At 73.2% G+C, this 12,226-nt stretch carries 11 protein-coding genes and 1 pseudogene; 4 read left to right on the top strand and 8 right to left on the bottom strand.

Annotated elements, in window-relative coordinates:
• Positions 1-59: 59 nt before the first annotated feature.
• Both A6A27_RS20220 and A6A27_RS20215 read left to right on the top strand, forming a co-directional pair.
• Positions 60-767: pseudogene (locus tag A6A27_RS20220) on the top strand (CDP-alcohol phosphatidyltransferase family protein); the annotation flags it as partial.
• Positions 768-920: 153 nt separating this feature from the next.
• Positions 921-2,732 (top strand): sulfatase, encoded by a 1,812-nt coding sequence (locus A6A27_RS20215; protein ID WP_073836180.1) that lies wholly within the window; start codon positions 921-923, stop codon positions 2,730-2,732.
• Positions 2,733-2,999: 267 nt separating this feature from the next.
• On the opposite strand, the gene A6A27_RS20210 is transcribed toward A6A27_RS20215, so the two are convergent.
• The 3 genes from A6A27_RS20210 to A6A27_RS20200 form a co-directional block, all read right to left on the bottom strand.
• Positions 3,000-3,281, bottom strand: coding sequence for a hypothetical protein (locus A6A27_RS20210; RefSeq protein WP_073836179.1), 282 nt, complete (start codon positions 3,279-3,281; stop codon positions 3,000-3,002).
• A gap of 129 nt (positions 3,282-3,410) precedes the next feature.
• Positions 3,411-3,701 carry a GNAT family N-acetyltransferase gene (locus A6A27_RS20205; protein ID WP_241825358.1) on the bottom strand — a complete coding sequence of 97 codons (291 nt, stop codon included), beginning with the start codon at positions 3,699-3,701 and terminating at the stop codon, positions 3,411-3,413.
• Between the two features lie 33 nt (positions 3,702-3,734).
• A complete protein-coding gene (locus tag A6A27_RS20200) occupies positions 3,735-5,798 on the bottom strand; it encodes a heavy metal translocating P-type ATPase (RefSeq protein ID WP_073836177.1) in 2,064 nt (687 codons plus the stop codon).
• A gap of 223 nt (positions 5,799-6,021) precedes the next feature.
• On the opposite strand from A6A27_RS20200, the gene ygiD reads away from it, so the two are divergent.
• A complete protein-coding gene (gene ygiD, locus A6A27_RS20195) occupies positions 6,022-6,891 on the top strand; it encodes a 4,5-DOPA dioxygenase extradiol (protein ID WP_241825357.1) in 870 nt (289 codons plus the stop codon).
• An 11-nt stretch (positions 6,892-6,902) separates the two neighbouring features.
• On the opposite strand, the gene A6A27_RS20190 is transcribed toward ygiD, so the two are convergent.
• Entirely contained in the window at positions 6,903-7,289 is a 387-nt protein-coding gene (locus tag A6A27_RS20190; protein ID WP_073836176.1) for a DUF1622 domain-containing protein, read from the bottom strand.
• A gap of 168 nt (positions 7,290-7,457) precedes the next feature.
• Here A6A27_RS20190 and A6A27_RS45085 point away from each other — a divergent pair, with 168 nt between their 5' ends.
• Positions 7,458-7,625 (top strand): hypothetical protein, encoded by a 168-nt coding sequence (locus A6A27_RS45085; RefSeq protein ID WP_198940372.1) that lies wholly within the window; start codon positions 7,458-7,460, stop codon positions 7,623-7,625.
• A 45-nt stretch (positions 7,626-7,670) separates the two neighbouring features.
• Here the strand turns inward: A6A27_RS45085 and A6A27_RS20185 are convergent, their stop codons facing one another.
• The 4 genes from A6A27_RS20185 to A6A27_RS20170 are packed head-to-tail and all read right to left on the bottom strand — an operon-like array spanning position 7,671 to position 12,213.
• Complete coding sequence (locus tag A6A27_RS20185; RefSeq protein WP_073836175.1) at positions 7,671-8,333, bottom strand: TcmI family type II polyketide cyclase; 663 nt, start codon at positions 8,331-8,333, stop codon at positions 7,671-7,673.
• A 60-nt stretch (positions 8,334-8,393) separates the two neighbouring features.
• Positions 8,394-9,620, bottom strand: coding sequence for a cytochrome P450 family protein (locus A6A27_RS20180; protein ID WP_073836174.1), 1,227 nt, complete (start codon positions 9,618-9,620; stop codon positions 8,394-8,396).
• On the bottom strand, positions 9,617-9,937 hold the full coding sequence (locus tag A6A27_RS20175; protein WP_073836173.1) for a putative quinol monooxygenase: 321 nt from the start codon (positions 9,935-9,937) through the stop codon (positions 9,617-9,619). Before A6A27_RS20175 ends, A6A27_RS20180 begins: the two co-directional genes overlap by 4 nt.
• Positions 9,934-12,213, bottom strand: a complete 2,280-nt coding sequence (locus tag A6A27_RS20170; protein WP_073836172.1) for an FAD-dependent monooxygenase — start codon at positions 12,211-12,213, stop codon at positions 9,934-9,936. The genes A6A27_RS20175 and A6A27_RS20170 overlap by 4 nt, the downstream gene beginning before the upstream one ends.
• Positions 12,214-12,226: the final 13 nt, after the last annotated feature.

Raw genomic sequence — 12,226 nt, 5'->3', positions numbered from 1 at the left:
GTCGGCCGGATTGCCCGTGTTGATGGACAGGGGTTGCCGATCATAGACACGGAGGCAGGGTGTCCACGGTTCGAAACGGCCCACTGGTCGGGCTGATCGTCCAGTTCGTTCTGCTGTCCGGGCTCGCCGGCACGGTGGGGCTCGGCGTGCCGGGCTGGCTCGCCGGTCTGGCGTACGGCGGGGTGCTCTGCGGCCTGCTGTGGCGCGGCCTGCGCGCGAGCGGCGCGGAGCGGCTCGGCCCGGCCGACCGGGTGACCCTGACCCGGGCGCTGCTGGTCGGCGGGGTGCTGGCCCTGGTGGTGCCGGGCGGGGCCGGGCCGGCACCGGCGGCGGTGCTGGTCCCGCTCACCGCCGTGGCGCTGGCGCTGGACGCGGTCGACGGCGCGGTGGCCCGGCGTACCGGCACGGCCAGCGCGCTGGGCGCGCGGTTCGACATGGAGGTCGACGCGTTCCTGATCCTCGTGCTCAGCGCCCACCTGGCGCCGTCCGTCGGCGGCTGGGTGCTCGCCATCGGCGGCATGCGGTACGCCTTCGTCGCGGCGAGCTGGCTGCTGCCCTGGATGCGCGGCACGCTGCCGCCCCGGTACTGGCGCAAGGTCGTCGCGGCGGCGCAGGGCGTGGTGCTGGCGGTCGCGGCGAGCCACCTGCTGCCACCGGTGGCGACCGCCGCGCTGGTCGCCGGCGCGCTGGCCCTGCTGGTCGAGTCGTTCGGCCATGACGTGGCCTGGCTGTGGCGGCACCGCCCGGCCCGCGCCACCGCTCCTGTCGCGGCACTGGCTGCGATTCGGCCGGCCTCGGCCGTCCCCCTCGACGCGGTCGGTCCGGCCGCGCCGGGCAGTCGCCCCGCGCGGCCGCCCGTTCCCGCCCGGATCGCCGCTCGCCAGCCGGTCTGAGCGCATCCCCGCAGGGAAGGACGTGGCGTGTCACCCCTCATCTCCCGGCGGCGGCTGGCCGTGGGCCCGCCCGTCCCGCCGCCCCGCACCCCGACCTCGGCGACCTCATCCGGCGAGGCCGGCCCGCCGAAAGAGCCGACGTTGCCGGGCGAAGCCGGCACGCCGGATGAGCCGACGTTGCCGGGCGGGGCGATCGCGCCGCAGGAGCCGACCGCGCCACGCGAGGTGGCGGCGTCGCGGGGACGCCGGATCCTGGCCGGGGCCGGCACCGGCCTCGCCCTGGTGCTGGTGGTGGCGGCGCTGGTCGTACCGGACGAGCCGCACCGGCTCGGGCCGGGCGCGTTCCTGCGGATCCCGCTGGAGGGGCTGGTCGCGGCAGGGCTGCTGCTCGTCCTCCCGGCCCGGGCCCGCCGGCCGCTCGCGGTGCTGCTCGGCCTGGTACTCGGGCTGCTCGGCCTGCTCAAGCTGCTGGACATGGGCTTCTTCGTGGCCCGGGGCCGGCCGTTCGACGTGCTGCTCGACTGGGCGCTGTTCGACGACGGTTTCGGCTTCCTCGCCGACTCGGTCGGCCGGGCCGGCGCGGTCGCCGCGGCGGCCGGGGCGCTGCTGCTCGCCGTCGGCCTGCCGGTCCTGGTGGCCTGGGGTGTGCTACGGCTGGCCCGGGTCGCCGTCCGGCACCGGGCCACCTCGGTGCGGGTCGTCGCCGCGCTGTCGGTGCTCTGGCTGGGCTGCGCCCTGTTCGGGGTCCGGCTCGCCGCCGGCGTACCGGTCGCCGGCCGGGACGCGACCGCGCTGGTCGCGGCACACGCCGGGCAGATCCGCGCCGGGCTGCGGGACCGCGTCGCGTTCGCCCGGGAGGTGTCCGTCGACGCGTACCGGGACGTCCCCGGTGACCGGCTGCTGACCGGGTTGCGGGGCAAGGACGTGCTGGTCGCGTTCGTGGAGAGCTACGGCCGGGACGCCGTCGAGGCCCCCGGGCTCGCGCCGGGCGTGGCCGCGGTGCTCGACGACGGCTACCGGCGGCTGCGGGCGGCCGGGTACGACGCGCGTAGCGGCTTCCTCCGTTCGCCCACCTTCGGCGGCGGCAGTTGGCTGGCGCACGACACCCTGCTCTCGGGGCTGTGGATCGACAACGACCAGCGCCACCGGGACCTGCTGGCCGGCGACCGGCTGACCCTGAACGGTGCGTTCCGCCGGGCCGGCTGGCAGACCGTCGGGGTGATGCCGGCCGCCACCCAGCCGTGGCCGGAGGGGAGGTTCTTCGGGTTCGACCGCTACTACGACGCCGAGAAGCTCGCCTACCGCGGCCCGAGGTTCAGCTACGCGCCGATGCCCGACCAGTACGCCCTGGCCACCTTTCAGCGGCTGGAGCGGGCGGAACCGCACGCCCCGCTGATGGCGGAGATCCCGCTGATCTCCAGCCACTCGCCGTGGTCGGCGATCCCCCAGCCGGTGCCGTGGGGGGCGGTCGGCGACGGCACGATCTTCCACCGGGCCAGGATCGAGGGCCCGGTGCAGCGGGACAGCGCCGCGATCCGCGCCGGCTACCGGCAGTCGATCGAGTACACGTTGCGCACCCTTGTCTCGTACGTGCTGACATATGGCGGGGACGACCTGGTGCTGGTGTTCCTGGGCGACCACCAGCCGGCGGCACCGGTGACCGGCGAGCACGCCAGCCGGGACGTGCCGATCACCATCGTGGCGAAGGACTCGAGGGTGCTGGACCGGATCGCCGGCTGGGGCTGGCAGGACGGCCTACGCCCCGGGCTTCAGGCCCCGGTGTGGCCGATGGACGCCTTCCGGGACCGGTTCCTCGCCGCCTTCGGCCCGACCCACTGAGCCGGCCGCGCCATGCCCCTGTCGGCAGGCCTGAGGGCCGTGGCGGACGAGCCGGACATTCTGGCGGGTGCGGCGGGCGCCGCACGGCGGGCTCCTGCTCGGCGCTACGAACTTGATGACGTAGCTGGATCGGCCTGGGAGATTGTCCGCCTCGAGCCCTTTCGAGCTGACTGCGTGCCCGACTCAGCCCACGACGACCGGGCCTGAATCGTTTACGCCATCAGGTCTGTAGCGGGCGAGGAGAACCTCCGCCCCGGCGCGCCGTCGTCAGGCGGCCTCGCGCCGCCGGTCGCTTGCCATCGGGTCGGGCGCCTCCTGGGTCGCGTACCGCCGGCCGCCGCCCCGGGCCAGCAGCATCGCCCGGCGGGCGTAGACCAGTGGCGCGCAGGGCACGCCCTGGTCGACGCAGAGCGGACTGGCACAGGCGCCCGTCGCGTCGGGTTGGTGAGCGGCGGCCACGTCGTACGCCACCCGCCACAGCAGCGTGTCGATCACGTCGTCCGGCAGCACTGCGTCGTGACTCGGCCGGACGCGGTTCGTCTCGGGCACCCCTTTCCCCTCTCGTCCTCGCTCTGGGTTCGATGACCGGAGCAGGTTGACGTCAAACCTGCCCCGGGCGACCGGTCACCGTCCATGAGGCGTCCGTCACTCAGGGAATTCTCAGGCCGGGTGCGCCGTCTATTTGATCTTCCGGGTCGACCGGACCACGATCTTCTCGTACTCCGGGTGCTTGCCCAGCCACCCGTCGAGGAACGGGCAGATCGGCACCACCGTCCGGCCCCTGGTCCGCGCGTCCTCCATCACTGCCCGGGCCAGGGTCGATCCGACACCCTGCCCCTCGAACTCCGGGTCGACCTTGGTGTGGGTGTAGGCGATGATGCTGCCGGTCAGCTGGTAGGTGACCACCCCGGCAAGCGTCCCCGCCTCGTCCCGCGCCTCGAATCGCTCCCGCTCAGGTACGTCTGTCACGGTGAACTGCACCCCGCCATCCAACCACGGCGGTCAGCGGGCTCCCGGGTCCCCGGGAGTCAGCCGCACCCACCGCAGTGTCTGGGCGTTCAGGGCCACGACGATCGTCGACGCGGACATCAGCACGGCGGCGGCGGCCGGGCTGAGCGAAACACCGGCCCAGGCGAAGACACCGGCGGCCACCGGGATCGCCACCACGTTGTAGCCGGCGGCCCAGATCAGGTTCTGGACCATCTTGCGGTAGGACGCCTTGGACAGCCGCATCGCGGCGGGGACACCGCGCGGGTCGGAGGAGGCGAGCACGACACCGGCCGACTCGATGGCCACGTCCGTACCGGCGCCGATGGCCAGCCCGACGTCGGCGCGGGCGAGGGCGGGCGCGTCGTTGACGCCGTCGCCCACCATCGCCACCCGGTGGCCGCGCTCCCGCAGGCCCGCCACGATCTCGTCCTTGTCGGCGGGCAGCACCTCGGCGAACACCTCGTCCACGTCGGGCCGGAACCCGAGGTCGGCCGCGACCGCCTCCGCCACCGGGCGGGCGTCCCCGGTGATCATCGCAATCTTCCGGACCCCGAGCTGCCGCAGTTCGACGATCGCCTGGCGGGCCTCGGGGCGTACCTCGTCCTCCAGCGCGAGCGCGCCGACGACCCGCGGGGCGTCGGCGAGCCGGACCAGATACAGCACGGCGGCGCCCCGCGCCGCCCACTCCCCGTCGGCGCGGCGCAGCCCGTCCGGGACCTCGGCGGGCAACTCCCGGAGCAGGGCCGGCCCACCCACCGCGTACGCTGTCCCGCCCACGGTGGCCCGCACCCCGCGTCCCGGCAGGAAGCGGAAGTCCCTGGCGGTGGCCGGGCCGACCCGCTGGGCCGCCGCGACGATGGCCCGGGCGAGCGGATGCTCGCTGTCGGCCTCCACCCCGGCGGCCAGCCGCAGCACCTCGTCCTCGCCGAGGCCGTCGACGGCGGCAACCCCGGTCACGGCGTGCTGCCCCTTGGTGAGCGTGCCCGTCTTGTCGATCAGCACCGCGTCCACGCTGCGCATCCGCTCCAGCGACAGGCGGTCCTTCACCAGAATCCCGACCCGCGCCGCCACACTGGTCGACAGGGCGATGACCAGCGGTATCGCCAGGCCGAGCGCGTGCGGGCAGGAGATTACCAGCACGGTGACGGTGCGTACCACGGCCTCGTCCACCCGGCCCAGCGCGGCCCAGACGACCAGGCTGACCACGGCGGTGGCGGTGGCGGCGTAGACCAGCCACGCGGCGAACCGGTCGGCGAGCGCCTGGGCCCGGCCGCCGGCCTCCTGCGCCTGGGCGACCAGCCGCTGGATACCGGCCAGCGTGGTGTCCTCCCCCACCGCGTCGACGCGTACCCGCAGGGCCGAGTCGGTGGCCACCGTGCCCGCCACCACCCGGTCCCCCGTTCCCCGCGGCACCGGTCGCGACTCCCCGGTGATCATCGACTCGTCCAGTTCGGCGGCGCCCTCGACGACGTGCCCGTCCGCGGGCACCCGCCCGCCGGGACGGACCAGCACGAGGTCATCCGGGCGCAGCCCGGCCACCGCCACCCGGTGCACCGAACCGTCCGGCCCGACCCGCTCGGCCTCGTCGGGCAGCAGGGCGGCCAACGCGGCCAGGGCTCCGCGCGCCTGCCCGATCGCCGTCATCTCCTGCCAGTGGCCGAACAGCATGATCGTGACCAGCGCGGCGAGCTCCCACCAGAAGTCCAGGTGGAAAACGCCGATGGTGGTCGCCAGCGAGGCGAGGTAGGCCACGGTGATCGCCAGCCCGATCAGCAGCATCATGCCGGGCGCCCGGTCCCGCACCTCCCGGACGGCCCCGACCAGGAAGGGCCAACCGCCGTAGCCGAACACCACCGAGCCGAGCACCGGACCCACCCACGTCACACCCGGGACGTCCAGCGAATAGTGCAGCCAGCTCATCACCAGGTGACTGGTCAGCACGATGGGCACGGTCAGCGCCAGGCAGAGCCAGAACCGACGGCGGAACATCACCGGGTCGTGGCCGGCGTGCTTGTCGTGCCGGTGGTGCGCTGCTCGGCCGCCGGCGCCGCCCGGCCGCCCGGCGCTGTGGTCCACCGCTCTCGCCTCCCGCGGGTTCCATCGGAGGCTACGGCTCCCGGGCTCCCCGCCGCAGGGGCAAGCAGAGAGATCAGACCAACGGGTGCCCGACGTGGCGGGCCGCAGGCCGGCAGGCACGGCTCGGCGTGCTGGCCGAGTTGCCGGTGGCACGTGCCGCGGTGGGCCGGTGCGGACGGCCACCCCGGGTTACGCTCGGCACACGACGGAGCCGGAGGACGGCATGAGCAGCCAGACGACCGAGACGGTGATGCCGGCGGCGTTCTTCGGGCACGGCAACCCGATGAACGCCCTGGAGGTCAACCGCTACACGGCCGCCTGGCGGGAGTTCGGCCGGGCCGTGCCCCGGCCCCGGGCGATCCTGGTGGTGTCCGCCCACTGGTACATCGGCGCCACCGCCGTCACCGCGATGCCCCGGCCGCGCACCATCCACGACTTCTACGGCTTCCCCCAGGAGCTGTTCGACGTGCGCTACCCGGCGCCCGGGCTGCCCGAACTGGCCGAGGAGATCAGCGACGCGGTGCATCCCACCTGGGTCGGCGCCGACCTCGACTCGTGGGGCATCGACCACGGCACCTGGTCGGTGTTGACGCACGCCTTCCCCGACGCGGACATCCCGGTGGTGCAGCTCAGCATCAACGCGTTCAAGCCGCTGGACTACCACCTCGACCTCGGCGCCCGGCTCGCGCCGCTGCGCGAGCGCGGCGTCCTCGTCGTGGCCAGCGGCAACGTGGTGCACAACCTGGGCGGGGTGGACCCACGGCTGACCGACGAGGGCTTCGACTGGGCGCGGCGCTTCGACGACGCGGCCCGGGACATCATGCGGGGCAGCCCGACCGAGGCGGCCCGGCTGGATGGGCACCGCGACTTCGACCTGGCCGTACCGACCCCCGACCACTTCATCCCGCTGCTCTACCTGGCCGGGTTGGCCGGCGCCGCCGACGGCCGGCCGGACGTGCTGGTCGACGGGTACGCGTACGGTTCGCTGTCGATGACGGCGTACACGCTGGGGCTCCACTGCCGCCAGGAGAAGCCCGCCGCCGGCGCACCCGCGCTCCCGCGGGAAGTGCCGCCGGACTCGGCCAACATCTGATCGGCGTGGAATTACCGCCCCGCCGCCCGGGGGCCGGCGCTCAGGCCGGTCACCGGATTCCGGCCCTGCCAGGGCCACCGGCCGTCGATTTCCACCTCCAGTGAGAAGCTGAGGAAGGTCCGGACCAGCACGATCAGGGCCAGCACGCCGACGCTGGCGAAGGTGGGCGAGACCGCCACGGTACGGATGATGTCGCCGCCGACCAGAAACTCCAGGCCGAGCAGGATGGCCCGCCCGACGCCCTGCCGGTACGGCGGGTAGACGTCGACCAGCCGGCGGGTCAGCCACCAGCCGCGCACGAAGACGCCCGTGGCCATGATGACGCCCCCGGCGATGACCAGCACCCCGGCGAGGTCCAGGAACTCGCCGATCAGCTGGATGATCTCCCTGGTCGACATCCGTCACCCCCGGTACCCGGCTCGCTGCGGGACCCACCATCCCGCATGCCCGATGCCGTCCGGGGCGGTTTCGGCAGTTCGGGGCGGGGCGACGGGAAAGCCTGCGGTGGCCCGTCCCGCCCACCTAGGGTGAGAACACAGGCGAGGCGCAGTTGGCGAGGAGCGGACGTGACGGAGCCGGAAGAGGACGAGGAGAAGACCCACAAGACCGACGAGGTGCTCTTCTCCCCCGACGGGGACCCGCACCACACCCCGTCCCAGAACCCACGGCCCGACGAGCACCAGCCCGTGCGGTTCCAGCACGACGGCGAGACGGACACCGTCGTGGACGAGTGACGACGGTGGAGGCGTCCGCCGACGCCCCCACCGCGGTCGTACTGGTCAGTCCTCGGCTCGCCAGCGGTAGAACGGCTTGGCCACCGAGTCCTGCGGCCCGCGCCAGATGTCCGGACGGTACGGGCTGATGTAGGGGCTGAGGTCCTCCATCACCTTGCTGAAGGCCGGCTTGTCATGGTTGTGCCGCATGACCTCGGCGAGCGACGCGTCCTGCTCGAGCAGGTGCACGTAGACGTCGTCGATGGCATACAGCCAGCGTCCGGTGACCCCCAGCTCGGCAGGGAGCGGACCGGCGTCGGACTCGGCGAAGACGCGCGCCACGTCGGGCTCGGCGCCGGGCTTGATCCGGCCCACGATCATGGTCAGCGTGGTGTCCTCGGGCCCCTTCCCGTCCGGCACCCACTGGTAGAACTCCTTCGCCACGGAGTCGGACGGGTTCTTCCAGTACCTCGGGTACGGCGTCACGTACGGGCCGATGGCCTCGGCGATCTTCTGAAACGCGGGCAGCCCACGGGTCTGGCCGGACACCTTCGGGTCCTGCTTGCGCTCGATGACGTGGATGTAGAGGTCATGGTGCGACAGCAGGATCCGCCCGATGACTCCGAGATCCTGCGGTCGGGTGGTCTTGTCGTAGTGCCCGAAGACGTCGCCGACGATGTTCTCACTGCCGGGGACCATGCGGCAGACGATCACGTTCCGGAAGACCATGGCTGCTCCTTGGGTGGGTTTCGGTGGTACGGCGGACGGGGACCCGGCGCGGCGGAGGTGCTAGGCGGCGAAGGTGACCGGAAGCTCCAGCAGGCCCCGGAACGGCGACGCGGCCGGCAGCCGGCGTACCTCGGCGACCGGCACGGCGAGCCGCAGCCCGGGCAGCCGGCGCAGCAGCGCACCGAGACCGATCTGCGCCTCCATCCGGGCCAGCGAGACACCCAGGCAGTAGTGGACGCCGTGACCGAAGCCGAGGTGCGGGCCGCGGACCCGTCGCAGGTCCAGCTGGTCCGGGTCGGTGAAGTGCGCCGGGTCGTGGTTGGCCGCATTGATCACCACTCCGACGATCGACCCGCGCGGAATGCACACCCCGTCGTACTCGACGTCCTCGGTGGCGATCCGCGGGCTGGCCACCGGCAGCGGGCCGTCGAACCGGAGCAGTTCCTCGATCGCCGACGGCAGCAGGTGTGGCGTGGTGCGCAGCAGTTCCAGCTGCTCGGGATGGGCCAGCAGGGCCAGCGTGGCGTTGCCGAGGAAGTCCGCGGTCGTCTGGTGCCCGGCGAACAGCAGCAGGAACGTGGTGGTGACCAGTTCCGCTTCGGACAACGCCCGATCCCGGTCACAGGAGTCGATCAGCGCGCCGATGATGTCGTCGGCCGGGTGCGCGCGTTTGGCCTGCATCAGGTCGACGAGGTAGTCGTGCAGCTTCAGCTGGGCCTCCTGTACGGCCGCCCGCTCCTCCTGTGGTGGGCGGCGGGAGGACCCGGAGGTCCGAATCACCTGGGTCCAGTCGAGCACCCGCCCGTGGTCGGCCTCCGGGATGCCGAGCAGCTCGCAGATCACCATCATCGGCAGCGGGATCGCGAACTCGTGCATCAGCTCGGCCCGGCCCTGCGGGACGATCCTGTCGAGCAGGCCGTCCACGATCTGCGCCACCCGCGGCCGCAGCGCCTCAATCCGGCGCGGCGCGAACGCCTGCGAGATGATCCGGCGCAACCGGGTGTGCTCCGGCGGGTCCGAGTTGAGCATGTTCTTGTTGAGGCCCTCGGAGTTCGGCCCGAAGAGCCGCAGGTAGTGCTGGCCGGGGCCGTAGAGGTCCTTGGACAGTCGCGGGTCGGTCAGCGCCGTCTTGGCGTCGTCGTACCTCGTGATCAGGTACTGGTCGAAGCGGGGCGAGCTGACCGGGCACACCGGCCGGTCGTCCCGCAGCCGCGCAAAGCTGGGATAGGGATCGGCGGCGAACTCGTCGGTGTAGAACTCCGAAGCGGGTAGGGCCGGCTCGGTCATCTCGCCTCCTCGGGCTCGCTGCCGACGCTGTGCAGCACCTGGTAGGTGTGCCGCTGCGCGGATTCGCGCAGCTCACGGATCATGCGCAGGAGCCGGTCCCGGTGCTCGCTGCGGCCGAAGGCGTCCAGCCGTTCCCGGTCCGCCCAGTCGCTGATGATCAGATAACTGCGCGGGTCGTCGGCGTCGCGGACCAGGTCCTGGTGCAGGCAGCCGTCCAGGGTGCGGATCTCCTCGGCCGCGGAGAGCCACTCCGCCTCGAAGCGGTCCTCGCAGCCTTCCCTGGTCCGCATCGCCAGCACCGTGCGCACCCGGGTCATCTCGCACCGCCGAACACCAGGTGCAGGTGCTTGCGGAGCGCGTCGGCGTCGATCGGCTGGCTGCGGAACCCGACGTGCCCGTCCGGCCGGACCAGGTACACGGCGGTGCCGGTGACCCCGTACGTGGCGCGGAACCGGCCCTCGTCGTCGCGTACCACCGGCGGCGCGAGCAGCCGCGGCGCCCGGCCGTCCGGACCGAGCAGCAGGTACCCGTCGACTTCCCCGGCCGTCTGGCCGCGGACCTCGGCGTACAGCTTCTCCACCGCGGCCAGCGCCGCCTCGTCGGCGGAGCCGTCCGCGTACACCAGCAGGGTGTGCCGGGTGCCACGGGTGAGGTCACGCAAACGCAGCGGGTGTCCGACGCCCTGCCGGCGCAGGCCACCGACATCGGGGGCGCGGTCGCCGGGCCGGGGGCCCTGCCGCAGCGCGTCCGGGTCGGTCAGGCACTCGCCGACGAGCGGGCTGTCGGCGTAGCTGAGCAGCATGGACATCTCCTGGAGGAACTGGCGCTTCAGGTCCTCGCGGTCCAGCTCGTCGGTGAAGGCCATCCGGACCGCGCGCCCGACGATCTCCTCGCCCTCCGGGCGCCGCTCGGTCTCGTAGCTGTCGAGCAGTCCGGGCGCCGCGATTCCGCGTACCGCCAGGGCCAGCTTCCAGGCCAGGTTCCAGGCGTCCTGGATCCCGGTGTTCATGCCCTGGCCGCCAGCGGGCGGGTGCAGGTGCGCGGCGTCGCCGGCCACGAACACCCGACCGTCCCGGTACCGGTCAACGATGCCGTGGCTGATCCGGAACACCGACGACCAGCGCAGGTTCGACGCCCGGGTGCCGGGCGGGGCCAGGTGGTCGAGCGCGGCCTGGACGTCGGCGAGCGTCGGCGCGGCCAGCTCCTCGCTGAACCCCGGCGGTGCGTCCTGCCCGCCGGTCTGGGCGAAGAACCGGGGCGGCGCTAACGTCGCGATCCGGTACCGGGCCTCGCCGCGCAGCGGGACGCAGACCAGCATCCCGTCCATCCGGCCGTCGGTCTCGTGCAGGAACCGGAGCAGGTGCCCGTCCGGCATGTCCCAGTCCACGTCGACGTCGCCGAGCATGAACAGCTGCGGGAACCGGCCGAGCCCGCCGGTGAAGGTCAAGCCGAGCAGCTCGCGGACCCGGCTGTGCGCGCCGTCGCAGCCGACCAGGTACTTCGCCCGGACCGTCTCCCGGCCACCGTCGGCGGTCGCGACCGTGGCCAGCACGCCGTCGTCGTCCTGGGTGAACTCGACCAGATCGGCACCGCGCTGGGGGCGTACGCCGAGGGTGGCCAGCCGTTCGGTGAGGATCCGCTCGGTCTCGTACTGGGGCAGGCCGAGGTGGGCGTACGGCAGTTCGGGCAGCTCCCAGCTCATCCGGTGGGTCTCCACACCGTTGACGAACACCATGTTCCCGGTCAGCCAGATCCCGGCGTCCATGGCCTCCCGCACGATGCCCTGGTCCTCCCAGAGCTCCATCGTGCGGCAGTGCACGCCGATCGCCTTGTCCGCCTGCCCGGGCGGCGTGGCCAGCTTGTCGATCACCCGGCACTCGATGCCGCGCCGGGCCAGCTCGACGGCGGCGGTCAGCCCGGTGGGCCCCGCCCCGACGACCAGTACGTCCGTTGTCCTGTCCACGTCGGCCTCCCTGCCGGTACTCAGTGCCCAGGTGCTCCCGGAATCGGCCGCGACGTGGAACAGGCGGCGCCGGAAGTCGAGAAGAAACGGTGCGATCGGCCCTGCCTCCTGCTCGGCGTGCGCCGGGTCGCCGATCCAGCGGTGGAACTCGGCTTCGCTGTTCCATTCAGCGAAGATGTGGAAGATGTCCGTACCGGGCTCGCGCAGCAGCTCCTCGCGCACGTACCCGGGTATCCCGGCCATCCGGGTGAGGACCTCGGCGTAGCCGCGCTCGAACTCGGCGAGCCGGGCGGCCGGCACGGTGACCTCGACGTCCACGAAGATCGTCGAGCCGGCGCCGCCGGGATCGCGCATCACCCGGTAGCTGCCCGGGCCGGGCGGCTCGACCAGCGGCCGGACGGCGCCGGCGAAGCGCCCGGCGACCGCCCCGTTCTCGTAGTCGCGCAGGGCCGACTCGTCGGCCCACTCGGTGACGACGACGAACACGCGCGGGTCGCTGGCGTCGAGCAGCAGGTCCTGCCGGAGGTTGCCGGCCAGGCCGGCGATCTGCCCGGCGGCCGTCCGCCACGCCGCCGCCACGGCGGGCTCGCACCCCGGACGCGCGCGCATCCGGACCATCGTCCTGATCATGAGGTCTCCTTCG

It is taken from the genome of Micromonospora sp. CB01531, assembly GCF_001905095.1.
Taxonomy (GTDB): Bacteria; Actinomycetota; Actinomycetes; order Mycobacteriales; family Micromonosporaceae; genus Micromonospora.
The sequence above is the reverse complement of the archived record's forward strand: the minus strand, read 5'-3'. Positions and strand labels throughout refer to the sequence as shown.

Bases quoted from the DNA above. Each gene is read 5' to 3' on its own strand.
- A6A27_RS20180 (WP_073836174.1), bottom strand. From the start codon at position 9,620: ATGACCGAGCCGGCCCTACCCGCTTCGGAGTTCTACACCGACGAGTTC.
- A6A27_RS20175 (WP_073836173.1), bottom strand. From the start codon at position 9,937: ATGACCCGGGTGCGCACGGTGCTGGCGATGCGGACCAGGGAAGGCTGC.
- A6A27_RS20170 (WP_073836172.1), bottom strand. From the start codon at position 12,213: ATGATCAGGACGATGGTCCGGATGCGCGCGCGTCCGGGGTGCGAGCCC.
- A6A27_RS20190 (WP_073836176.1), bottom strand. From the start codon at position 7,289: ATGTCGACCAGGGAGATCATCCAGCTGATCGGCGAGTTCCTGGACCTC.
- A6A27_RS20185 (WP_073836175.1), bottom strand. From the start codon at position 8,333: ATGGTCTTCCGGAACGTGATCGTCTGCCGCATGGTCCCCGGCAGTGAG.
- ygiD (WP_241825357.1), top strand. From the start codon at position 6,022: ATGAGCAGCCAGACGACCGAGACGGTGATGCCGGCGGCGTTCTTCGGG.